Below are 22,525 nucleotides of genomic sequence, written 5' to 3' on the forward strand. Positions count from 1 at the left end.
ATCGAGTAAATTTCGAATATCATGATTAATAGACAAGTGATTTTCCCCCTTAGTTTATTGTTTGGTAGACTTTTATTCTATAGGGAAACTCACTTGTTTTCTATTTTTTTTGAATAAAAATAACGTTAATGAAGTTTCCGCACCGATCTGATGAGAGATCGGTGCTTTTTTCTTCACCAACGTTATTTATTGTAGAACCAAAAAGATTTACAACATAATAAAAAGCATCTATTTGTGATTTTCCAATCCAATAGATGCTTTATTTTTTTCGGCTATACATACGTGTTCAGATGTCTCCCTTTTTGCATTTCTTTCCCTAATAATGGCGCTGTTACAAAAGCTTTAGGTAAAGGTAATTTATTTTCTTTTTTCAATTCTGTACGATCATAATATCGCTCTAATTCCTTCTCAAATCGCGACTGACTTCTCGCCTTTTCCACACCCGCTACATACGCATAATGTCGCGGCCCAGCTCGTTCCACATTGGCATATTGCATCAATTGATAGTTCGTAATTGGCAAAATATAACCCATTTGAGTCTACCTCCTTTCTTAAGAAAATACCCTCAATTTGATTTTCGGAAACTACAAAAAAACACAGTATCCACTTCAAATGAAGCGAATACTGTGTTTGAAATTATTACATTAATTTATCAATGAATAATGTCGCAATACCTAAGTAAATAAGAATTGATGTAATATCATTCAAAGTTGTAATGAATGGACCTGATGCTACAGCAGGGTCAATTTTCATTTTGTGCATTAATAATGGAATGAATGAACCAGCGATTGTCGCGACACAAATTGAACAAGCAATTGCTACGCCTACAAGTACGCCTAATAAAATTTGGCCTTTCCAGAAATACACGATTGAAAATGCGACAATACCACAAACTAAGCCCATAATAACGCCCGTTAAAGCTTCGCGAATTAGTAATTTAATACGACTTTCATTTTCAGAATCACCAGTCGCAATCCCTCGAACCGCTACGGCAAGAGCTTGCGTACCACTATTCCCTGAAGTACCACCAATTAGTGGAATGAATGCTGCTAATAACGCTACTTTTTCTAAAGTACCTGTGAAAATATCGACTAAATTGGCAGTTAGCATACCTAATAGTAATAAAACTACCAGCCATGGCAAACGCTTTTTAGCCGCTGTAAATGGATTCGAGTCGAATGTATCCATATCCGCAACCCCGGCAAGTTTAGAGTAATCCTCGCTCGCCTCTTCATCGATAACATCAATAATATCATCGACCGTAATAATCCCTAACATTTCATCTTTTGAATTAACAACTGGAACTGCTAGGAAATTATAGTCTTTCATTACTTGCGCGACATCTTCCTGATCATCCGTCACACGGACGCTCACAACACGCTCATTCATGATGTCATGAATGAATGTATCCTCTGTCGCAATAATCAAGTCACGTAGCGAAATAACGCCAACGAGATGGTTATCGTCATTTACGACGAAAATATAGTAAATTGTTTCTGCTTCTGGCGCTGCATTTCGCATAATCGTCATCGCAGAACGAACTGTTGAATTTTCAGGAATCGCAACATACTCGGTTGTCATAATCGAACCGGCTGTATATTCTTCGTAGAATAGTAATCCACGAATATCTTCTGCTGCTTTTTTATCCATCATTTTAAGGAAATGACTGATTTTATCTTGATCTAACTCATTTAATAAATCTACCGCGTCATCGGCATACATTTTTGAAATCATTTCTGCCGCGTACGTTGGGTCCATCTCATCGATGAAAGCCTCATAGTGTTCATCATCTAACTCAAGTGCCTCGAAAACATTAGACATTTCTTTCGGGGACAGGTATTGGTAGATGATCTGTCGTATATCAGGGCCCACCTTTTCATAAAACTGTGCCTGATCATATGCGTGAAGCTCAAAGAATTCGTCGCGGAATGCGTCGGTATCTTCATTCAACAATAGGGTGCGTAAATGCTCCTCATCGTATTGAACTTCATCTTTCTCCATTTTTTCGTCCATCATGCCTGTCCCCTCCTCTCGGGCTCGATCTATTTTCGTATAATTGTGTATTCAGATTTCGAGGAATTCCGAATAGTTATACCCACATTTATACTCGTGCTTTTTTCAGCACTTTCTAATAATAGTGCCTAAAGTAGAAAAAGTGAACCTTTTTTCTCTTCAAACATCTATTTATCTTATCATCATTCATACAGTTTCTTCAAATGAAAGTAAAAAATAACGATTTTTCTTTACAAATTTACAATAAATTATTTAAAATACAATGGTTTCCCGTCATCAAAAAAGGACTATGCCACTCATTGAAAAGTGTGACATAGTCCTTTCTCTATTTAATAATCGTCGAAATAAAATCACTTTCGGCTTTTGGTTCGAATAAGTCCATCGAATTTCCGCTGAAAATATTCCACATGAAAATAACCATCAATATAAAGCAAATTACGATTAAGGCGATGAATAATACACCTTTCAAATTCAAGTTAACTCTCTCCTTTCAACTTATAAAAAGTATCAGGTAAAGGGATTTCCCATGTCATTTGCTGACCTGAAATCGGATGTTTCGTCGATAGAAAAACACAGTGCAATGCTTGGCGATTAATAAAAGTTGGATCGCCACCATATAATTCATCTCCCACGAGCGGATGGCCAATCGAAGCCATATGCACTCGAATTTGATGCGTTCTGCCCGTATGTAATTTCAATCGGATATGCGTTACAGGCTTACCATCTAACATAAAACGGTCCAAAACACGGAATTCCGTATGCGCATATTGACCTTCAGGCGCTACCATTCTTTCGATGATACTGTCACCTTTACGAGCAATTGGCGCAATGATTTCGTCCGCTTCCTGCTCGATATTACCATGAACAAACGCTTCATATTCACGATGAATGAGATGTTTTTTCTGCATTTCAGACATTAAATAATGAATATAACTATGTTTTGCCACACACATTAAACCTGATGTATCGCGATCTAAACGATTGACGATATGTACCGTCGATTGGATATTCTTCGTTGAAAAATAATGCACAATGCGGCTCGCTACACTATCTTGTTGATGCAAGTAAGAAGGAATCGTCGCTAAAAAATCAGGCTTATCCACAACGAGCAGTTCATCATCTTCATAGATGATTTCAAGCGGTGTTGCACATGGTGTAATCTGCTCACTCGTTTCTTCCAAAGGGAAATAAACCGTCACAACATCCCCTACGACTAAAGGATTTCGCACTGTTTTTTCTATATCATTGACGAGAATTTGACCTCCACGATGTTTGATCGCAGTTAAGCCCTTTTTTGATATACCAAAATTAGAAAGAGCCTCACGAAGAAGCCCTTCCTTAGTTGCTGTAAATTGAATTGAATATCTATTATCTATCATATTAGTCCTTTAAATCACTGTCGATAAATGAATCATGCACACGTTGCCAGAATGGGAATGCTTTGAATCGAGCAAAACGGATTTTTTCTTTAGCGACACGATATTGTATTGATTTCACATTTTTGTGTAGTAATTGAACATGATCGACAGTCACCATGAAATCTTCGGCTTTTACTGGTTTTAAAACACAAGTGTGATGACCAGGTAAAATGAGTGACGAGCCAACCGTTCTAAATACACGGTTATTAATTGAAGCCATCTCCGTCAGTTGAAGCGCTTCTAAGGACGGATGTAAAATCGCTCCGCCTAAAGCTTTATTATAAGCTGTACTTCCTGAAGGTGTTGATACACAAAGACCATCTCCACGGAATCGCTCAAAACGTCTGCCATTTAATTCGACATCCATCACAAGCGTTACTTCAGAAGATTTAATTGTTGATTCATTCAACGCTAAATACGTAAAATTCTCATCTGAGTTTTGATAATTAATCGTCACTTCTAAAAGAGGATATTCGATTGCTCTAAAATCCTCTTTTGCGATTGCAATGACTAATTTCTCCATCTCTTCAGGTTGCCAATCTGCATAGAACCCTAAATGCCCCGTATGAATTCCGACGAAAGCAACTTCAGATAACATATGCGTATAGCGATGAAATGCATGAAGTAAAGTACCATCTCCCCCAATTGATAAAACAATATCGGGTTTTTCTTCATCTAATTCTAAGCCAAAATCTGTTAAGTATGAAATAGCGCGATCAGCTAATTCATTGGATGTCGCATCATTTCTCGACTGGATAGCGAATTTCATGAGTCAGTATGCTCCCCTTTCCCTAAATCTGACTGAACAATTGGTGATGTCAGCTCTTTGTTTTCGGTGAAATATTTTTGTGCATCGTGAATTTCATTACGAATAAGCGACATTTCCTCATCTAAACGGAAAGCAGCTTCGGCAGCGAACTGAAGTCTTTTCATAATCTCCTCAGGAAATTCGCCCTTATATTTATAATTTAAAGAATGCTCGATTGACGCCCAAAAATTCATCGCTAATGTACGAATTTGAATTTCAGCCAAAATCTTGATTTCCCCTTCAATCGTAGCAACTGGGTATTCAACAATGACATGGTATGAACGATATCCACTTGCTTTGACATTCGTAATATAGTCCTTTTCTTCGATGATTTTTAAATCATGACGCTGTCTAAGCAACTCAATGACTGTGTGAATATCATCAACAAATTGACACATAATACGAACACCTGCAATGTCTTGAAGTTCATGCGCTAGTTTTGTTGAAGGCTCGAACACCATTCCCTTTTCCAAACTCTTATCGTAAATACTTGCTAACGGCTTCACGCGCCCCGTCACAAATTCGATTGGAGATGTTTGGTTCGTTTTTTGGAATTGTGTACGAATCCCCTTTAATTTAATTTTTAGTTCATCTACGGCTTGTTTATAGGGTTGTAAAAAACGATCCCACTGTCCCATCACAAGACCCCCTAACATCTACTAGGCTTCTTCTAAAATTTTTGAAAACGTTTCCTCAACTGCTTTGACGAAATCTTCCCCATAATTTGAATTACCCTCTATATTAAATAATAATGATTCCAGTTCTTCATAAAGTCCTGTTAGTACATGACTTTCACCATCAATAACTACTTCAGGATCTTTCATTGCTTGAATGGTTTGAGCTAAATAAGTCCAAACAGGTTGTTTAAACACCAAGTAGCTAAATGCATCATTTTCGTCGATGACATATAGGAATGCCATTTCGTCGGAATCGGTAATTACACGATTCGCAGGCGTCCATGCTCCTTTTGGTGAAGTTGATAAAGTAAATTGAGTTATTTCTGTCGATGTATTACCTTCTTGAATAATATATGATTTTCTCAACGCTCATCTTCCCTTCCAAGTATCTCCCATATATTTTATCATAATACAGTAGTATTATTACAGTAACATTGTCATTTTCATTCGAAAAAAAGAAAGGTGTGAGCTCATGTCTCAAGAGATTGAAATCGAATTCAAAAATATGCTTACGAAAGAAGAATTCGAAACATTAATAGAACACTTTCAAATAGAAGAATCACAGTTTCATATCCAGCATAATCACTATTTCGATACAGTAGATCAACAATTGCGCCAACTGAAATCCGGCCTAAGAATTCGCCAACTTGAAAACTATAATGAACTAACTTTGAAAGAACCTGCGAAAGGAATCGCATTGACCGAAACGACGGATCGACTAAGCGATGAACAAGTCCAGTCAATATTAATTGAAGGCACGCCAATTCCAGCTTTAGAAGTCGAAGGTCGCCTGCATGCCCTTGAAGTTTCTCTCAATGAATTACAAAGAATTGGTACACTTTCAACGACTCGCGCCGAAATAAACTATAATGGCGGTCTGCTCGTTTTTGATCATTCACTTTACGCAGACCAAGAGGATTATGAACTCGAATATGAAGTGGTTGATGAAGAGGAAGGGAAAAAGATTTTCTTCGCTTTATTAAATGAACTTGCCATTCCAGTTCGTCCTGCTCAAAAAAAATTAGCGCGTTTCATGAAGGCGTTGAAACGTTTAGAGGAGTAAGAATTAATGGACATTTCAGCACTACAGCAACTCATTCAATTACAAACTTTAGCTCAAATGAATGGCCCAACTGCAACGAATAACTCGAATACCAATTCAACTACGGATTTTTCAGCGATCCTTTCTCAAGTAATAAATACTTTAAATAATTCCAATTCGACACTTGGCTCGATGGCGGGTTTTCAAAATCAAAATGTTAGTCCATTAGCGCTTAACACACTAGGTGGCTTGAATGTTAATTCGAATCAAAATATCGCGACAAACCTGTATTCGAATTATCGTAATACGTACACGCAAAATGCAGAAAAAACAAATACGATTACACCAGTTGCTAGTGATACCGGTAAGAAAACGGATTATGATGCTGTCATTAAAAAAGCATCCGATACTTATGGAATTCCGGAAAAAATGATTAAAGCAGTCATTCAACAAGAATCTGGTTTCAATCCAAAAGTATCAAGTCACGTTGGCGCAAGCGGCTTAATGCAATTAATGCCTGCTACAGCTCGTTCACTTGGTGTAACGGATATTTATAATCCTGCTCAAAATATTATGGCTGGAACAAAATATTTAAAACAGATGCTCAATCAATTTGGCGATTATAAAACGATGTTAGCGGCTTATAACGCTGGCCCTGGTAATGTTTCAAAATATGGTGGAATTCCTCCATTCAATGAAACACAAAACTATGTAAAAAAAGTGATGGCAAATTATCAAGCATAAGGGAAAAAGAAGTGATTTTCAGTTCAAACTGATGAATCACTTCTTTATTTTTTCTTTCACTATTTTGCTGATAAATGCTGATATATCCTTCTTTTTCGCATTAGTTAAGGAAGCGCTCATACCCATAAATGTTTAGCAAAAAACCATTTGTTTGAGAAATTCTAATGCACTTGATATGATAGAGTCACAGTTAAAGCAAAGGAGTATTAAACATGACTCAAAGACCTATTATTCCTTTTGAGGAAATCGGTGAGGAGACGTTAGGACAGATGATGAAAATCTTCTATTCTAAAGTTGCTACCAATCCAATACTTAAACCTATTTTTCCAGATGACTTAACGGAAACAACGCGAAAACAAACTCAATTTCAAATTCAATATTTAGGCGGCCCTAATGTTTATTCTGAAGAACATGGTCATCCTATGTTAAAAGCTAGACATATGCCATTCAAAATCACACCAGAGAGAGCGCAGGCTTGGCTTGAGTGCATGTCTGAAGCGATGGATGAAGTGGGATTAGAAGGAAAAATCAGAGAAGTCTACTACAAAAGACTCGTCCTTACCGCGCACCATATGATCAACGCACCCGATAATGACGAGGAGGTATTCGAGTAGTGAATCATTTACAATTAGTAACGGAACCTGCACCTATGCCTGTTTCATACAGTAAACCGGTAGAATTATACGTATTCATCGACTTGTTACAACCAAAAAGTTGGGCATTACACTCAACAATACGTAAGCTACAAGTCAATTATGGGCAATATTTTTCAATGCGATTCATACTTAGCACAGAACTTTCTTCACTTAATGTCGCTTGTCACAGAATAAATAATTGCACAAGTCATGATGAACTTGTTGATTTAACGCACCCTGTACTGCCATCAATCGCAGTAAAAGCAGCTGAATTACAAGGTAAAAAAGCTGGTCACCGTTACCTGATGAAACTTCTTGAATATCATATGACGGAAGAGAAAAATATCCGTTCATGCAACACTTTAACGACTGTTGCACGAGAAGTTGATTTAGATGTTGAAGAATTCGAAGCTGACTTCCGCTCTTTAGAAGCATCACGTTCATTCCAAGGCGATCTTTGCATCACGCATGAAATGGACGTCCAAGAAGTACCTAGTTTTGTCTTTTTCAATGAAAATATTGAAGATGAAGGCCTCAAAGTTTCTGGCAGCTACAACTATGAAGTATACGAGCACATTCTTGCTGAATTATTGGATGAAGAACTAATTCAATCTCAGCCGCCATCATTAGATGATTTATTCCTAAAATATAATACACTTTCAATTCTTGAAGTCGCGACGATTTATAATATTTCTGAAAAGACTGCAGAGAGAGAATTAAAAAAACAAATGCTTCAACAAAAAATCGAGAAGATTTCTTGTAAGCAACATACACTTTATCGTTTAAAAAAATCTATTTAACTGTCGACCTTTATAACTTACGCTATACGACCATCTATTCAGAGATGGTCGTTTTTTTATGTGTAAATACCGAAAACTTACCGCCGATAGGAGTCATCTTTATTTCTTTCAATGATGATTTAATGCAAAAATTAGCCCTTCAAAAGAACAATGCATTCAGTTATAAATGATTTGATCAATCGAGAGCTAAAATACATTTAGCGTTGAACAACGAAAAGTACGCTCTATCGCTGAGTTAAATACAAAAAACGCAGCACCATCAAAAATGTTTTCGATAAGCTGCGCATATACTATTCATTTTTAAGTTTATAGATGATTTAAAACAGTCATGAGAAAACGCTTTCTAAAACTGTATTAATATAGCTTTGTTTTTGTGTTAGTACAGATTTTACTGTGATCTACTTTTGTTATCAATATTAACTTTAACAATCTATTTCTGATATGTATTGATGATTTCTAAATAATCTCCCATTTTTTTCTATCTTTAAAATTTACAAAAAAATAAAATGAGCGACTCTACGAGAGCGCTCATTTTCACAAAGGGGATGGGAGAAATGTTCACGTTCAAACAAAGGGGTGTATGTTTGTTTGTGATTTATTTCACAGTCATTACTTTATCACTTAATCCCTTATATAGCAACGGTTTTATATTATGTTCACATATTAGACACAATGAAAACGGATACAATTTCACATTTATTAAAACCTATAAAATCCGACAAAAATATGTGTTGAATCCGACATTTTATTTTCGAAGTTTTTATTTCACTTGTAAATAATTACCTCAAATTTATTCTTTTTTGTAAAATCTGATCATCCCAATTTTTAGCACTTCAATTTGAAGTTTCCCCCCTGCCCAATCACTAATTTATTAAACTGTACTATAAAATAGGCTATTTTTTTGAAAAGAAAAGGCTCACAATAATGAAATTCATTATTGTGAGCCTTGCATATTATCATTATTTACTTAATAATTTCTCTAATTCGACAAGGTTTTTCTCAAATAAATCAAATGCTAATTGGATTGGTTCTGCTGATTCCATATCAACACCTGCTGCACGAAGTACATTGATTGGAGAATCCGAGCAACCTGCTTTTAAGAAGTTATTTGTATAACGTTCTACAGCTGGAGCACCTTCAGATAAGATTTGGCTACTTAATGCAATTGCAGCTGATTTACCAGTCGCATATTGATATACATAGTAATTGTAATAGAAGTGAGGAATTCTAGCCCATTCTAGTGCAATTTCATCATCACTTACCATGTGATCACCGAAGTAGAATTTATTCAACTCATGATATTTAGCAGATAGTGCATCTGCAGTTAATGGTTCACCATTACGATCCATTTCATGAATGATATGTTCGAATTCAGCAAACATTGTTTGACGAATGATTGTGCCTCGGAAAGAATCTAACCAATGATTTAAAATGTAAATTCTTAATTTCTCATCTTCTACAGTTTTTAGAAGATAGTCTGTCAGTAATTCTTCATTACAAGTAGATGCTACTTCTGCTACGAAGATTGAGTAATCTCCATATACTGCAGGTTGGTTATTACGAGAATAATAACTGTGTACTGAATGCCCAAATTCATGAACTAAAGTGTACAGATTATCCAAATTATCTTGCCAGTTCATTAGGATATATGGGTTCGTACCATATGCTCCTGAAGAATAGGCACCACTACGCTTCCCTTTATTCTCTACAACGTCTACCCAGCGATCTTGAAGCGCTTGTTTGACGATTCCAACATACTCGTCACCCATTGCTTCAAAGCTGTTTAGCATATGCTCTGTCGCTTTTTCATAAGGCATATCCATTTTCGCTTCTGATACTAATGGTGTATAAACATCCCACATATGCAGCTCATCTACACCTAATACTTTTTTACGTAATTCTAAGTAACGATGCATTAAACCGATGTTTTTGTGCACTGTATCGATCAATTGATCATATACTTTTTCAGGAATACTATTAGCTGCCATTGCAGCATGACGAGCAGAATCGTATTTACGGATTCGGGCTGATACCGTATGACCTTTTACATTTCCTGCTAGAGTTGAAGCAAATGTATTTTTGAATTTACCAAAAGTAGCATACATCGCTTTAAAACCTGCTTCACGTACTGAACGATCCGCACTTTCTAAGAAATGTACATAATTGCCGTGCGTTAATTGTACGTCATTGCCATTTTCATCTTTTACGATTGGGAATTCAAGATCCGCATTATTTAACATGCCGAATGTGTTTGCAGAAGCACTGTTCACTTCACTCATTTGAGCTAACAATGATTCTTGCTCTGTTGAAAGAACGTGCGCGCGTTGTTCATTAATTTCTTTTAATTCTTGTTTATATAAACGTAATTCCTCATTCTCTTCTAAGTATTGCGTAATTTGAGATTCAGGTAATGCTAAAATTTCTGGCACTAAAAATGATAATGCTGTAGAAACTTTTGCAATTTGAGAACTACTTCTGCTTTCAATTGCTTGGAACTCACTATTTGTCGTGTCTTGATCTGAACGCATATGTGCGAAAGTATAAAGTACACCGATTTTTGTGTAAACGTCATCGCGATAACGAAGAACTTCCAACATAGCATTTGCGCCATTTTTTAAAGTTCCTTGATATGTAGGAGCTTTTTCAAGAAGTGTATCTAACTCATCGTATGATTTATTCCACACCTCTACTGACTCAAAAATATCTGATAATCGCCATGTTAATTCTTCTGGTACTTCATTTCTTAATGGAATTGTTTTTACTTCTGCCATTATTATTGGCCTCCTCTAATGATGTTTTTTTATTTCTATTCCATTTTCTCAATTATCAAACTATTATGCAACAAAATGGATGTGAATCTTTCACAATTCGAAATAATTATACACCAATGAAGAGAAAATTGAGCCTTCAAGGTCTTCCCACTCTAACTTCGGGTTATGTTCGCATAGAAAATCGACGTAGTATTGAAATTCTTTTTTCGTTATTCGGTATTGAGGATATTTGGAATGGAAGTAATGATACACATCCGTTCTTCCAATTGATTTCATTAGAAGGACTGCTAGTAGTTGCCATTCAACACTATGCTTTGATTGAACTTCACTCATCGGAATGCCAATCCAGTTTGGAATTAATCCCAGCATGATTTTCTCATCGTAGCTTTCTTTTAAAAACGGATCCTTCAATCCCCTTTTATTAAAACGGACTCTATTTTGTAAATATCTTATTTTTTCAATTTGCCAAATTTCATCATACAATTCATGATTGATTTCTTCCTTTAGACTAAGTGATTGAAATTGCTGTTCTTTTAGAGAGATATTTTTTACAGTTGCGATGAATTGATTGCCCGAAATATGAACTAAATGATTGAAATGCCAAAAACATCTATTTTCTACATCAAAGGAAATACAGGATGCACTTTTTATAAATTGCTGCGTAAAAGGGGTAAGTCGAACTTTACGAGTACCCGAAAAAACTTGGCCAACTGTTTTAGGAAACCAGATCGGTGTCACATCGACTGCTTGATACCCTTGATTTCTCTTATCCAAAAGCTGCTTCGTTATAGGACTACATTGGAATTCAATCGCATAGTATTTTTCATTGTTTTTCACTAAAAGATCCGGTCTTTGGCGAATTCTTTTTAAATATGGTTCTAATAATGTAGGGATTTTTTGAGATTGCAGCCAACTATAGAGCAAATGCTTCCCTTTTAGATGAATGGCTGTTTCACCTTCCGAGAACACATCACAATCATTTTTTCGGATATGAGCGAAATGAGGGATTATGATCTCACCAATTTTCAACATAACTTTTTGACCGCAGGCAGGACAGTAAAATTCACGTTCTTTTCGAATCTCTTTTAAGCGCTCTTTTGTCACTTCTAATGTTAGACGCATTTGTTCTCCAGTTTCTGAATTAGCTGACAGCATTCGACCACCCCCATGTCTATTTATTCTATGTCTATATGCGATTTTTTTCGAATGAAGAAAACGACTCATTTCCGTATTTCTAAACGAATTTCAATCTTAAAATCTCATTTCAACTCCCTTATCTACTCCTTTTAATAAATACGCAATTTTTTCGTCATTTTCAGAAGCTGCTGTCTACAAGGTCGAACACTATTCAAAAGGGTCTGAAACATAAAAAAACACCCCGAAAGCTAGTTTTCACTCTAACTTTCGCGGTGCGATTTATTTGTAATTCGGACTCATTTTAGAAGTATTCTCTTGTAATACGGAAGCAATCGCCTTCCATAATAGGCTTACCATATTCACGAATCACATGGATTGTCTTAGAAGATTCATCCGCGTATTCAAGAATCGGGCTAATAATGTCCTGTTGATCTTCAACATCTTGAATTTCATGTAGATCAACATATAAATAATATTTGCCTTCGTATTCGAAAAGCTCATTTATTAAATCGAAGTCTTCAGGTGCCGACTTCGCTAATGGAATCAAGTCGTCAAAATTCTTGAATTCAAAAACAATATCGTCTACTAAAACGTCTTCTTCCTCGATAAAATCAGGAATATTCGGGTTAAACGGATCTACATCAAATAAATTTGAAAATTGATTACCTTTGGCCTGTAAGTCTTCCATTCCAGCCCCTAACATTTCAGTTGGGTTCGTCACGATTGTTACAGTTAATTCAAGGCCGACATCTTTTGCCACGACTTGAATCCATAAAGGACCGTTAATTTCAAATTGATCATCATTCACTTCATCCATCATCACCCAGAAAAGTTCTTCGCCTTTATCTCGGTTATACCATATTTCGTCTTTCGTAAAGCCGCGTTCCTCAATATCTTTATATGAAATCACTAATTTAATTGTATTTTCATTAATACGTTCTATATCCATATTAAACAACTCCCTTCGGCTAACTCATGTGCGAGTATATCCCCTTGGATAACGTAGTGCTGCTACCTCTATTGTAATTCTTCCTCGCTAAAAAAGAAAAGAAAAAGTCCTATTTACTATCGTTATATGAATTTTAGAGAAGTATGACTAGAAATGCAACATTTTAAACTAATAATAGCTGTTTTTTAAAAATCAGGGGAGGTTTTATAGCGAATTCAAAAAAATACCCTACAAGTAGGTCTTTTTTCAAAGTAACCGACTTATAGGATATGTTTTGAGTTAGTTAATATTAATTAACTAAGCGCTGAGCTTCTTGAAGTTGGTAAGCTCGAACTTTACGTGGTAGGAAACGACGAATTTCATCTTCGTTATAACCGACCTGTAATCTTTTTTCATCAAGGATAATCGGACGGCGTAAAAGCCCTGGATTTTCTTGAATCAATTCATATAATTTCTGAAGTGGAAGTGTTTCTACATCCACATGAAGTTTTTGGAAAGTTTTAGAACGTGTCGAGATGATCTCATCAGTGCCATCTTCCGTCATTCTTAAAATTTCTTTGATTTCAGAAATCGTTAGTGGTTCAGCAAATATATTTCTTTCTTTATAAGCAATATCGTGTTCCTCTAACCAAGCTTTCGCTTTACGACAAGAAGTACAGCTCGGAGATGTAAATAATGTTACTATCATATCTAGCACATCCTTTCAAATGTTTGAATCATTTTTATTTTCTAAATTAGAATAAATATAATAAAGAAGTCTAACTTCATTATACAACAGTTTCTTAATTTTGAATATAGATTTTCGATAATTTTTTAAAGCGATATATTGTACTACCAACTGTAGTTACGAATCAAGTAAAATGCCGATAAATGAATTATTCCCTATTTTTAGCATCTATAAACCTATTTCTCGAAAAAATATTTTCTCATTTAGATTTTATCAATTGAAAATGCTTTTACAGCGCATTTTCTACATATTTGCATTCCAAATAAAAATAGACTATAATTCAACTAATTTAAAAATGGACGAAGATGAAGAGTAGTAAATAATTTTTGTATATATAGAGAGTCTGTGGTCGGTGCAAACAGATTATGCGAATTATTGAATGGACTTCGGAGTCAGCTTTGTGAAATTGATAGTAGCTCAGCTCGCATCGCCTCACGTTACGAGGTAGAGTGGCCTTTTATTAGGCAAGCTTGGGTGGTACCGCGGATTATAAACATCATTCGTCCCTTTTTGGGGATGCATGATGTTTTTTTATTTCAAGGAGGAATTTATATGAAAAAAAGAATCTTTTCTGGCGTTCAGCCAACAGGTGTTATTACATTAGGCAACTATATCGGTGCGTTCCGTCAATTCGTTCAAGTACAAGATGAGTACGATAGTATTTTTTGTATCGTAGATCAACATGCGATTACGATGCCACAAGATAGCAAAGATTTACATGAAAATATCCGTAAATTAGCTGCGACTTATTTAGCAGCAGGGATTGATCCAACGAAATCAACTTTATTCATTCAATCAGAAGTACCAGCACACGCACAAGCTGGATGGATGCTGCAATGTATCGCTTCAATCGGTGAATTAGAGCGTATGACGCAATTCAAAGATAAATCTTCAAAAGAAAATGTGTCCGTTTCTGCTGGATTACTAACATATCCACCATTAATGGCAGGCGATATTCTTCTATATAACACGCATTTAGTGCCTGTTGGCGATGATCAAAAACAACATATCGAATTAACACGTGATTTAGCAGAGCGTTTCAACAAGCGTTTCGGCAAAACATTCGTTATTCCTGATATTCAGTTACCAAAAAATGGCGCGCGCATTAAATCGCTTCAAGAACCAACGAAGAAAATGAGTAAATCGGATACGAATACAAAAGCGACAATTCGTATTTTAGATGAGCCAAAACAAATCGAGAAAAAAATCAAATCTGCGGTTACGGACTCTGAAGGAATCGTTCGTTTCGATGTAGAAAATAAACCAGGCGTTTCAAACTTGATCATCATCGAATCTTCATTAACAGGCAAAACAGTGAATGAAGTTGTGGCGAAGTATGAAGGTAAAGGTTACGGTGACTTCAAAGCTGGCGTGGCTGAAGCTGTCATCAACCATTTAGCGCCTATACAAGCTCGTTACAAGGAATTAATCGACTCTCCTGAACTAGATCGCATTCTTGACGAAGGTCGCGACAAAGCGAATGCTATCGCTTCTGCAACGGTTGATCGTATGGAAGCAGCAATGGGTCTTGGACGCAAAGTGAAAAAGAAAAAATAATACAAAAAAATGAGGAATCATGCTAATTCAGCATGATTCCTCATTTTTTATTTTATTTAAACTTCGTATTTTTTGAATACTAATGTTGCGTTATGTCCACCGAATCCGAATGAGTTACTTAATGCGTAATCCATCGTTTTCTCTACCGCTGCATTTGGTGTGTAGTTTAGATCACACTCTTCAGCTTGGTTTTGAAGATTCATTGTTGGTGGTACAATTCCTTCTTTCAGCGCTAACACCGAGAAGATTGCCTCAACACCACCAGCTGCGCCAAGCATATGACCAGTCATTGATTTCGTTGAACTGATTGCTACTTTTTGTGCGTGATCGCCTAATACTTTTTTGATTGCTTCTGTTTCAAGCATATCATTGTAATAAGTAGACGTACCATGCGCATTAATATAATCAATTTGTGATGGATCAATGCCAGCATCTTGAATCGCTTGGTTCATCGCACGTGCTGCACCTTCCCCACCAGGAGCTGGAGCAGTAATATGATAAGCATCACCTGAAGCGCCGTATCCAACTACTTCACCGTAGATTTTTGCGCCACGAGCTAATGCAAATTCAAGGCTTTCAAGAACGACAACGCCAGCACCTTCACCCATTACGAAACCATCGCGGTCTTTATCGAAAGGACGTGAAGCTGTTTTCGGATCTTGGTTTAATGATAAAGCAGTGTTTGAACAGAAACCAGCTACTGATAATTCAGTAATTGGTGCTTCAGTTCCCCCTGTAATCATTGCATCTGCATCGCCACGTTGAATAACTTTGAAAGCATCACCGATTGAGTTTGTTCCTGTTGCACAAGCAGTTACTGTACAAGTGTTAATACCTTTAGCGCCTAAATGAATCGAAACTTGTCCTGCTGCCATATCTGGAATCATCATTGGTACGAAGAAAGGACTTACACGACGAGGACCTTTCGTAATTAGGTTATTGTATTGTTGTTCAAAAGTTTCCATACCACCGATACCAGAACCTAACCATACGCCGATTCGATCAGCATTTGATTCATCAATTGTTAAATCTGCATCTTTTACAGCCATAGTTGAAGCTGCAATTGCATAATGCGTGAAGCGGTCCATTTTACGTGCTTCTTTTTTTACAACATATTGTTCGATATCGAAGTCTGTTACTTCTGCTGCAACACTTACCGGGAATTTTTCAGCGTCAATACGAGTTAGTAAACCTACACCTGACTCCCCTTTTTTAACTGCTTCCCAAGTTGCATGTGCATCGTTTGCTAAAGGTGTCACTGCACCAATACCTGTAATTACTACTCTATGTTTCGTCATTTTTAAAAACCCCTTCTCTCTTTACCTCAAATTATTTTCCGTATCTTAAAGTTAATGCGCCCCAAGTTAGGCCGCCACCGAAGCCGACTAATACTAAAAGGTCACCATCTTTAATCTGACCATTTTCAACACATTCAACCATCGCATTACCAATTGAAGCTGCTGACGTATTACCATATTTGCTAATGACTGTCGCCACTTTTTCTTCAGGCAATTCTAGTCGTTTACGAGCCGATTCAATAATGCGAATATTCGCTTGGTGTGGAATTAGGAAATCAACGTCTTCTTTTGTATAACCAGCTTTTTCAATGACATTAATTGCTGATTCGCCCATTTGACGGACTGCAAATTTGAATACTTCACGACCATTCATCACAATATGATCTTCCTCATCTTGATATAAATGCTTGCCGCCAGTACCATCTGCGCCTAATTCGAATGATAAAATGCCTTTACCTTCTGAAACATTACCGACTACAGCTGCACAAGCACCATCTCCGAAAAGAACGGCAGTGTTACGATCAGACCAATCTGTAATTTTCGATAATTTCTCAACACCGACAACTAATACATAATCATATGTACCTGCTTCGACAAAATGTTTTGCAGTTACTAATCCATAAATATATCCTGCACAAGCTGCTGCTTGATCCATTGCCGCTGCATTTTTCGCACCGATTTTCTCTTGTACCATGCAAGCTACCGACGGGAATGGTTGATCAGGTGTTACTGTATTTACTAAAATCAGACCGACTTGATCTGCCGTAATACCTGCATCTTTCAATGCTGCTTCTGCTGCTTTATATGCTAAATCCGATGTATTTTCATCATCACCGGCGATTCTACGTTCTTCGATTCCTGTTCTCGTGCGAATCCATTCATCAGATGTATCCATGATTTTTTCTAAATCCGCATTTGTAACGATTTTCTCCGGTACATATCTTCCAATACCGACTAAACCAGCTGCCATATTTAGCGCCCCTTTTCGAATACCAATTATTAATACCTGGTACTAATTATAGACGATGCAATATTTCATTTCAACTGTATTGTCAAAACTTCGACAAAAAGTCATTCACAAGTAAAAACTTTCTTTTGTTTTGTATAACAATTATGCTATTATTAATAGAGTATAAATGTAAACTCAGAGGTGAAATTAAATGAAATATATCGCATTATTAGTTTGGTCTGCAATTTTATTCTCAGTATTAAACTATGTAGTATCAGCAGTCAACAACGTTAAATTTGACGGTGAAGTTTTCCAAAAAGGATTAATTTATTCAGTTGTATTCGCTGTATTCGTTTTAATCGTGAGTGCTATTATTCCAAACGAATCACCAAAAGAATTTGGTGCTAAATCAGAATAATTGAAGGAAGCCATGCTAATTGCACGGCTTTTTTTATGCCTTGAATTTACACTTTAAGTGCAACACAAAAAGAGACTCAAAGATTCAAACCTAGTAAAATAGTGTTTACAACGACAACTATTGAAAGGATTGAAAACTATGAGCCTCTATAAACATCTTACCATAGACGAAAGAGAACGGATATTTCTTCTTTTCCATCAAGGTGATTCGATTCGCGATATTGCGAAATTGTTAGAAAGAAACCCTTCTACGATCAGTCGAGAACTAAAAAGAAATCAAATAAATCAAAACTATTCACCTTCAGTTGCACAATCAAAATATACAAAAAGAAAATCCAATTGTGGAAGAAAGCTTCTTTTAAAGAATCCTGAATTAAAAGCGCTTGTTAAAAAACTATTTTTAAACAAGCAGTGGTCACCAGAACAGATTGCTTCTCGAATTAAGTTCGAGAAATCAGCCTATAGGATTAGTTTTAATACGATTTATCGCGCGATTTACCGAGGCGATTTTAATGAAGCAAACTTAAGTCGTGGACACCGAGGGGCTATTCGAAAAGAATTTTCTAGTGAATATTTAGATAAGACATTGAATGTGATTGAAAAATATGCCAAAAATGGTAATAATAAAGCCAAAAACTTTTAACTGACAAAAGATTTAATAAGTAACGTATAAGAAAGGTAATGTGTGGTGATCTTATGAAGAATTTTTATTCTGTTAAGTTATTGTTTGAGTCTGTAGTTTCTTTGAATTTAAGTCCGGAAAAGATATTTGAAGAAAGAATTATTTTAGTACAAGCAGAAAACAGCGATGACATTAGTAATTTAGTGTATAGCAAATTTCCTCCAGATACTTATTCAAATAGTGAGGGAGGATTTACTACAATTCAACTTGTAGAGATTCTTGATGTATTTGAGTTAGTTGATGATATCGAGGAATCTTTAAATTTTAAAGAAGTTTATAGTCGGCATTTGATATTTGAACAAGATGTTACTGCGAAAGAAGCGATTGGATTATATAGTTTAGATAAATAAAAATAGAGAGGTGGGAATCAAATCCTACCTCTCTTTTGCATGCTTATTTAATTTTGATTGTTCCTTCTTCAAGATATGCAGTCATCGTATCATCTGCCACTTTTTCGCCTCTTAATAACTCTTGTGCGACTGGTGTTTCTAAATGACGTTGAATGAATCGACGTAGCGGACGCGCACCGAATGCTGGATCTGCGCCTTCAGTAGCAATCCATTGAATGACATCATCACCGACTACTAATTTAATCTCTTGTTCTGCCACACGTTGAATTAAATGTGCGACATATTTTTTCGTAATCGCGAAGAAATGTTCATCTGATAATGAGTGGAACATGACGATATCATCTAAGCGGTTCAGTAATTCTGGTTTGAAATATTGTTTCAATTCAGCCATTACTAAATCTTCAACCGCATGTCCTTCCGTATCATGCATCTCTAATAAATAATGCGAGCCGATATTTGAAGTCATGATGACCACGGTATTCGTAAAGTTGACCATACGACCTTGGCTATCTGTAATGCGACCATCATCTAAAATTTGTAGTAGAATATTTGCCACATCTGGATGTGCTTTTTCAATCTCATCAAGAAGTATTACTGAGTACGGATTTCGACGAACTGCTTCTGTTAATTGACCGCCTTCTTCATAACCGATGTAACCTGGAGGTGCACCAACTAGACGAGAAACACTATGTTTTTCCATATACTCAGACATATCAATTCTTACAAAGTGATCTTCAGAATCGAATAATTGAGCTGCTAAAGCTTTCGCTAACTCAGTTTTACCGACACCAGTTGGACCTAAGAATAGGAATGAGCCAATCGGTTTATTCGGATCTTGAATTCCTGCTCTTGCTCTCCAAACAGCTTCTGACACTAAACGAACGGCATCATTTTGTCCAACGACACGTTCATGAAGCGTATCTTTTAAAGCAAGTAATTTTTCGCGCTCGCCTTCTAGCATTTTCGTCACTGGAATACCTGTCCAACGAGATACGATGCTCGCAATTTCCTCAGCTGTTACATCTTCACGTAATAATTTTTCACCAGATTCTTCAACTTGTTCTTCCAAAGTAGCTAATTCTTTTTCTAACTCTGGAATTTTACCATGACGTAAAATCGCTGCGTTGTTTAAATCATAATTACTTTCAGCTTCTTCTAATTGATGACGATATTGATCTAATTTCTCACGTTTTTCTTGTACGATTTTCAATGAATCTTTTTCTTGTTGCCATTGTTCACGCATCGCTTGTGAAGAAGATTTTAGTTCTTCTAATTCTTCACGAAGTGCTGCTAAACGTTTTTTACTCGCATCATCTTCTTCTTTCATCAATGCTTGTTCTTCAATTTCTAATTGCATTTGACGGCGTGTTACTTCATCTAATTCTGATGGCATCGAATCAATTTCTGTACGAATCATGGCACAAGCTTCATCGACTAAATCAATCGCTTTATCCGGTAAAAATCTTTCCGTAATATAACGATTTGATAGTTGAGCAGCTGCTACGATTGCACGGTCGTGAATTCTAACACCGTGATGAAGTTCAAAACGTTCTTTCAATCCACGAAGAATCGACACTGTATCTTCTACTGATGGTTCACGTACTAACACTTGTTGAAATCGTCTTTCAAGTGCAGGATCTTTCTCAATATTCGTGCGATACTCATCTAAAGTAGTTGCACCGATACAGTGAAGTTCACCACGAGCTAACATTGGTTTCAACATATTACCCGCATCCATTGAACCTTCAGTTTTACCTGCGCCCACAATCGTATGAATTTCGTCAATGAATAAAATGATTTTACCTTCTGATTCACGCACTTGTTTTAATACACCTTGTAAACGTTCTTCAAATTGTCCTCGGTAACTCGCCCCTGCGATTAATGCGCTCATATCTAACTCATAGATGATGCGATCTTTTAATCCTTCAGGTACGTCCCCTTTGACAATTCGTTGTGCTAAGCCTTCAACAATTGCCGTTTTACCAACACCCGGCTCGCCAATTAGTACCGGGTTATTTTTCGTTTTACGTGATAGAATTCTGATGACATCTCGGATTTCCTGGTCACGACCAATTACCGGATCCATCTTCCCATCTTTAACCGCCTCGACTAAATTACGTCCATATGTTTCTAGTGGGTTTTTATCTTCTTGTTGTTGATTCATTTGCATATGTCTTTCCTCCTCTTTGACTATCTTTGACCTTTTGTTAATTTTATTATATTCACTGTAGATTAAAATATCAAGTGAAAACTCTGACCTTTTTTGACTAAAAGAAAAACTTTGTTTGAACATTCCATTATTTGTTATAATTGTTAAAACGGAGGTGGGTCAGTTTGAATGAAAAAATCCCAAATTTACTAAAATCACTATTTAAAGAACATGGCACTAAAATAGAATTCACGAAAAACAAGACGATTTTTTCCGAAAGTGACGAAGCGAATTCCGTTTACTTCCTTATGAAAGGACGCGTTTCCCTCTCTAAAACTACGAGCGGTGGCAAAGAATTAACAACTCGACTTTGCGGACATGATGATTGCTTTGGAGAAAATATTTTATTCACATCTATTCAAACTTATCCCTTCTCAGCAAAGACCATTGAAGCATCAACCATTTTAGTAATCAGTCGAAGCACATTGGAAAATCTTCTCCACGGGAATAGTTCTGCCCTACTTGACTGTATCCAATGGCTGCAAATTCAAAACATGCGTGAACAATCAAAATTACGTGATTTACTACTTTACGGCAAAAAAGGTGCGCTCTACTCTACTTTAATACGATTATCGAATACTTTTGGTGTCAAAAATGAAGATGGCTCGATTATTATTCCTGAAAGATATACGCATAGCGATCTTGCAAATCTATGTGCGTCTAGTCGGGAAGTCGTCAATCGCCTCATGAAAGAGTTGAAAGAAGCTCATGTCATTTCTGATCAAGCAGGAATCATCACTATTTTGAAGATCACCTATTTAAAAACTTATTGTGAGTGCGATCAATGCCCCGATTCCCTATGTAAATTAAATTAAAAAAAGATGACTCCGTTCAATTATCGGGGTCATCTTTGCGTAGCCTAATAAAATGCTACTTTTTATTATTTTCTATACGTCGCTTTTCACTATTGCGTTCATGCATAGCAATTAGTTCATAGCTAATAATTAAAGCTGCCAATAAGCCCATCGCAACAACTACAATTAATGAAAGCACTCCACCATCTGATTCTACAGCTTTAGGAAATATAATTGGGCCACTCCAAATATAATCATCAGCGATCATTGAAAAAACATTTATTTGAACAAAAAAATAAAAGATAATACTAACTAGTGTAATTCTTGAACCTTTTATTCCTTTGTTATGATCCGTCACAAGCAGTAATATAACGAGTAGCACTGGTGAAAAAATAAGAATCAAAATTACAGCATAAAACCAATCAACATATGCAAAAATCGATAAACAAATAACGAATAACAATTCAAGAGCTAAAAAACTTAATAATTTTTTCAAATCCTTTTCTCCAATTCTAATTTTTAGGTTATCACCCTTTATATTATATCAA

At 36.2% G+C, this 22,525-nt stretch carries 23 protein-coding genes, 1 pseudogene and 1 other annotated feature; of the genes and pseudogenes, 9 read left to right on the plus strand and 15 right to left on the minus strand.

Going from position 1 to position 22,525, the window contains the following annotated elements:
• Positions 1 to 272: 272 nt before the first annotated feature.
• The 7 genes from DF281_RS11355 to DF281_RS11380 all read right to left on the minus strand — a co-directional run bounded on the left by DF281_RS11355 (position 273) and on the right by DF281_RS11380 (position 5,282).
• On the minus strand, positions 273 to 533 hold the full coding sequence (locus DF281_RS11355; RefSeq protein WP_109350378.1) for a hypothetical protein: 261 nt from the start codon (positions 531 to 533) through the stop codon (positions 273 to 275).
• A gap of 106 nt (positions 534 to 639) precedes the next feature.
• Complete coding sequence (gene mgtE / locus DF281_RS11360; RefSeq protein WP_109350379.1) at positions 640 to 2,016, minus strand: magnesium transporter; 1,377 nt, start codon at positions 2,014 to 2,016, stop codon at positions 640 to 642.
• 322 nt (positions 2,017 to 2,338) lie between these two features.
• Positions 2,339 to 2,488: a hypothetical protein gene (locus DF281_RS14770; protein ID WP_166636147.1), complete on the minus strand. Its 150-nt coding sequence runs from the start codon at positions 2,486 to 2,488 to the stop codon at positions 2,339 to 2,341.
• A gap of 1 nt (position 2,489) precedes the next feature.
• Entirely contained in the window at positions 2,490 to 3,392 is a 903-nt protein-coding gene (locus tag DF281_RS11365; RefSeq protein ID WP_307725177.1) for an RluA family pseudouridine synthase, read from the minus strand.
• A 1-nt stretch (position 3,393) separates the two neighbouring features.
• On the minus strand, positions 3,394 to 4,200 hold the full coding sequence (locus tag DF281_RS11370) for an NAD kinase (RefSeq protein WP_109350380.1): 807 nt from the start codon (positions 4,198 to 4,200) through the stop codon (positions 3,394 to 3,396).
• Positions 4,197 to 4,877: a GTP diphosphokinase gene (gene yjbM / locus DF281_RS11375; protein ID WP_109350381.1), complete on the minus strand. Its 681-nt coding sequence runs from the start codon at positions 4,875 to 4,877 to the stop codon at positions 4,197 to 4,199. The genes DF281_RS11370 and yjbM overlap by 4 nt, the downstream gene beginning before the upstream one ends.
• A gap of 21 nt (positions 4,878 to 4,898) precedes the next feature.
• Entirely contained in the window at positions 4,899 to 5,282 is a 384-nt protein-coding gene (locus DF281_RS11380; protein WP_109350382.1) for a UPF0738 family protein, read from the minus strand.
• 106 nt (positions 5,283 to 5,388) lie between these two features.
• On the opposite strand from DF281_RS11380, the gene DF281_RS11385 reads away from it, so the two are divergent.
• The 4 genes from DF281_RS11385 (at position 5,389) to DF281_RS11400 (ending at position 8,137) form a co-directional block, all read left to right on the plus strand.
• A complete protein-coding gene (locus DF281_RS11385; RefSeq protein ID WP_109350383.1) occupies positions 5,389 to 5,979 on the plus strand; it encodes a CYTH domain-containing protein in 591 nt (196 codons plus the stop codon).
• A 6-nt stretch (positions 5,980 to 5,985) separates the two neighbouring features.
• A complete protein-coding gene (locus tag DF281_RS11390; RefSeq protein ID WP_109350384.1) occupies positions 5,986 to 6,702 on the plus strand; it encodes a lytic transglycosylase domain-containing protein in 717 nt (238 codons plus the stop codon).
• Positions 6,703 to 6,914: 212 nt separating this feature from the next.
• The gene (locus DF281_RS11395) at positions 6,915 to 7,316 is read left to right on the plus strand and encodes a globin domain-containing protein (protein ID WP_109350385.1); all 402 of its coding nucleotides are present in this window, start codon (positions 6,915 to 6,917) and stop codon (positions 7,314 to 7,316) included.
• Positions 7,316 to 8,137: a DsbA family protein gene (locus DF281_RS11400; protein WP_109350386.1), complete on the plus strand. Its 822-nt coding sequence runs from the start codon at positions 7,316 to 7,318 to the stop codon at positions 8,135 to 8,137. The genes DF281_RS11395 and DF281_RS11400 overlap by 1 nt, the downstream gene beginning before the upstream one ends.
• A gap of 959 nt (positions 8,138 to 9,096) precedes the next feature.
• Here the strand turns inward: DF281_RS11400 and pepF are convergent.
• The 4 genes from pepF to spxA all read right to left on the minus strand — a co-directional run bounded on the left by pepF (position 9,097) and on the right by spxA (position 13,679).
• Entirely contained in the window at positions 9,097 to 10,908 is a 1,812-nt protein-coding gene (gene pepF, locus DF281_RS11405) for an oligoendopeptidase F (RefSeq protein WP_109350387.1), read from the minus strand.
• Positions 10,909 to 10,998: 90 nt separating this feature from the next.
• Positions 10,999 to 12,063 (minus strand): competence protein CoiA, encoded by a 1,065-nt coding sequence (locus tag DF281_RS11410; RefSeq protein WP_166636146.1) that lies wholly within the window; start codon positions 12,061 to 12,063, stop codon positions 10,999 to 11,001.
• Between the two features lie 283 nt (positions 12,064 to 12,346).
• On the minus strand, positions 12,347 to 12,994 hold the full coding sequence (gene mecA, locus DF281_RS11415; protein ID WP_109350389.1) for an adaptor protein MecA: 648 nt from the start codon (positions 12,992 to 12,994) through the stop codon (positions 12,347 to 12,349).
• 289 nt (positions 12,995 to 13,283) lie between these two features.
• Positions 13,284 to 13,679: a transcriptional regulator SpxA gene (gene spxA / locus DF281_RS11420; RefSeq protein ID WP_172461979.1), complete on the minus strand. Its 396-nt coding sequence runs from the start codon at positions 13,677 to 13,679 to the stop codon at positions 13,284 to 13,286.
• 335 nt (positions 13,680 to 14,014) lie between these two features.
• Positions 14,015 to 14,232 (plus strand) — a binding site (T-box leader).
• 41 nt (positions 14,233 to 14,273) lie between these two features.
• Between spxA and trpS the strand changes: the two genes are divergently transcribed.
• On the plus strand, positions 14,274 to 15,278 hold the full coding sequence (gene trpS / locus DF281_RS11425; protein WP_109350391.1) for a tryptophan--tRNA ligase: 1,005 nt from the start codon (positions 14,274 to 14,276) through the stop codon (positions 15,276 to 15,278).
• 56 nt (positions 15,279 to 15,334) lie between these two features.
• On the opposite strand, the gene fabF is transcribed toward trpS, so the two are convergent.
• Both fabF and DF281_RS11435 read right to left on the minus strand, forming a co-directional pair.
• Complete coding sequence (gene fabF, locus DF281_RS11430) at positions 15,335 to 16,576, minus strand: beta-ketoacyl-ACP synthase II (protein WP_109350392.1); 1,242 nt, start codon at positions 16,574 to 16,576, stop codon at positions 15,335 to 15,337.
• 31 nt (positions 16,577 to 16,607) lie between these two features.
• Positions 16,608 to 17,546: a beta-ketoacyl-ACP synthase III gene (locus DF281_RS11435; protein WP_109350393.1), complete on the minus strand. Its 939-nt coding sequence runs from the start codon at positions 17,544 to 17,546 to the stop codon at positions 16,608 to 16,610.
• A gap of 190 nt (positions 17,547 to 17,736) precedes the next feature.
• Between DF281_RS11435 and DF281_RS11440 the strand changes: the two genes are divergently transcribed.
• The 3 genes and pseudogenes from DF281_RS11440 (at position 17,737) to DF281_RS11450 (ending at position 18,974) form a co-directional block, all read left to right on the plus strand.
• A complete protein-coding gene (locus DF281_RS11440) occupies positions 17,737 to 17,943 on the plus strand; it encodes a YjzD family protein (RefSeq protein ID WP_109350394.1) in 207 nt (68 codons plus the stop codon).
• Between the two features lie 138 nt (positions 17,944 to 18,081).
• Positions 18,082 to 18,555, plus strand: a pseudogene (locus tag DF281_RS11445) (transposase); the annotation flags it as partial.
• Positions 18,556 to 18,638: 83 nt separating this feature from the next.
• On the plus strand, positions 18,639 to 18,974 hold the full coding sequence (locus DF281_RS11450; protein ID WP_109350396.1) for a DUF4288 domain-containing protein: 336 nt from the start codon (positions 18,639 to 18,641) through the stop codon (positions 18,972 to 18,974).
• Between the two features lie 43 nt (positions 18,975 to 19,017).
• Here DF281_RS11450 and DF281_RS11455 read toward each other — a convergent pair whose 3' ends face one another.
• Positions 19,018 to 21,144, minus strand: a complete 2,127-nt coding sequence (locus DF281_RS11455) for an ATP-dependent Clp protease ATP-binding subunit (RefSeq protein ID WP_109350397.1) — start codon at positions 21,142 to 21,144, stop codon at positions 19,018 to 19,020.
• A 164-nt stretch (positions 21,145 to 21,308) separates the two neighbouring features.
• Here DF281_RS11455 and DF281_RS11460 point away from each other — a divergent pair, with 164 nt between their 5' ends.
• Positions 21,309 to 21,998 (plus strand): Crp/Fnr family transcriptional regulator, encoded by a 690-nt coding sequence (locus tag DF281_RS11460; RefSeq protein ID WP_166636148.1) that lies wholly within the window; start codon positions 21,309 to 21,311, stop codon positions 21,996 to 21,998.
• A gap of 55 nt (positions 21,999 to 22,053) precedes the next feature.
• On the opposite strand, the gene DF281_RS11465 is transcribed toward DF281_RS11460, so the two are convergent.
• Positions 22,054 to 22,473 carry a hypothetical protein gene (locus DF281_RS11465; RefSeq protein ID WP_109350399.1) on the minus strand — a complete coding sequence of 140 codons (420 nt, stop codon included), beginning with the start codon at positions 22,471 to 22,473 and terminating at the stop codon, positions 22,054 to 22,056.
• Positions 22,474 to 22,525: the final 52 nt, after the last annotated feature.

The sequence above is a fragment of the Kurthia zopfii genome, from assembly GCF_003143955.1.
Taxonomy (GTDB): Bacteria; Bacillota; Bacilli; order Bacillales_A; family Planococcaceae; genus Kurthia; species Kurthia zopfii.

Excerpts from the sequence above, each read along its gene's own strand:
- DF281_RS11455 (WP_109350397.1), bottom strand. The coding sequence starts at position 21,144 with ATGCAAATGAATCAACAACAAGAAGATAAAAACCCACTAGAAACATAT.
- DF281_RS11355 (WP_109350378.1), bottom strand. The coding sequence starts at position 533 with ATGGGTTATATTTTGCCAATTACGAACTATCAATTGATGCAATATGCC.
- DF281_RS11410 (WP_166636146.1), bottom strand. The coding sequence starts at position 12,063 with ATGCTGTCAGCTAATTCAGAAACTGGAGAACAAATGCGTCTAACATTA.
- DF281_RS11395 (WP_109350385.1), top strand. The coding sequence starts at position 6,915 with ATGACTCAAAGACCTATTATTCCTTTTGAGGAAATCGGTGAGGAGACG.
- DF281_RS11365 (WP_307725177.1), bottom strand. The coding sequence starts at position 3,392 with ATGATAGATAATAGATATTCAATTCAATTTACAGCAACTAAGGAAGGG.
- DF281_RS11370 (WP_109350380.1), bottom strand. The coding sequence starts at position 4,200 with ATGAAATTCGCTATCCAGTCGAGAAATGATGCGACATCCAATGAATTA.
- yjbM (WP_109350381.1), bottom strand. The coding sequence starts at position 4,877 with ATGGGACAGTGGGATCGTTTTTTACAACCCTATAAACAAGCCGTAGAT.
- DF281_RS11385 (WP_109350383.1), top strand. The coding sequence starts at position 5,389 with ATGTCTCAAGAGATTGAAATCGAATTCAAAAATATGCTTACGAAAGAA.
- DF281_RS11435 (WP_109350393.1), bottom strand. The coding sequence starts at position 17,546 with ATGGCAGCTGGTTTAGTCGGTATTGGAAGATATGTACCGGAGAAAATC.
- mgtE (WP_109350379.1), bottom strand. The coding sequence starts at position 2,016 with ATGATGGACGAAAAAATGGAGAAAGATGAAGTTCAATACGATGAGGAG.
- pepF (WP_109350387.1), bottom strand. The coding sequence starts at position 10,908 with ATGGCAGAAGTAAAAACAATTCCATTAAGAAATGAAGTACCAGAAGAA.
- fabF (WP_109350392.1), bottom strand. The coding sequence starts at position 16,576 with ATGACGAAACATAGAGTAGTAATTACAGGTATTGGTGCAGTGACACCT.
- mecA (WP_109350389.1), bottom strand. The coding sequence starts at position 12,994 with ATGGATATAGAACGTATTAATGAAAATACAATTAAATTAGTGATTTCA.
- DF281_RS11390 (WP_109350384.1), top strand. The coding sequence starts at position 5,986 with ATGGACATTTCAGCACTACAGCAACTCATTCAATTACAAACTTTAGCT.
- DF281_RS11440 (WP_109350394.1), top strand. The coding sequence starts at position 17,737 with ATGAAATATATCGCATTATTAGTTTGGTCTGCAATTTTATTCTCAGTA.
- trpS (WP_109350391.1), top strand. The coding sequence starts at position 14,274 with ATGAAAAAAAGAATCTTTTCTGGCGTTCAGCCAACAGGTGTTATTACA.
- DF281_RS11450 (WP_109350396.1), top strand. The coding sequence starts at position 18,639 with ATGAAGAATTTTTATTCTGTTAAGTTATTGTTTGAGTCTGTAGTTTCT.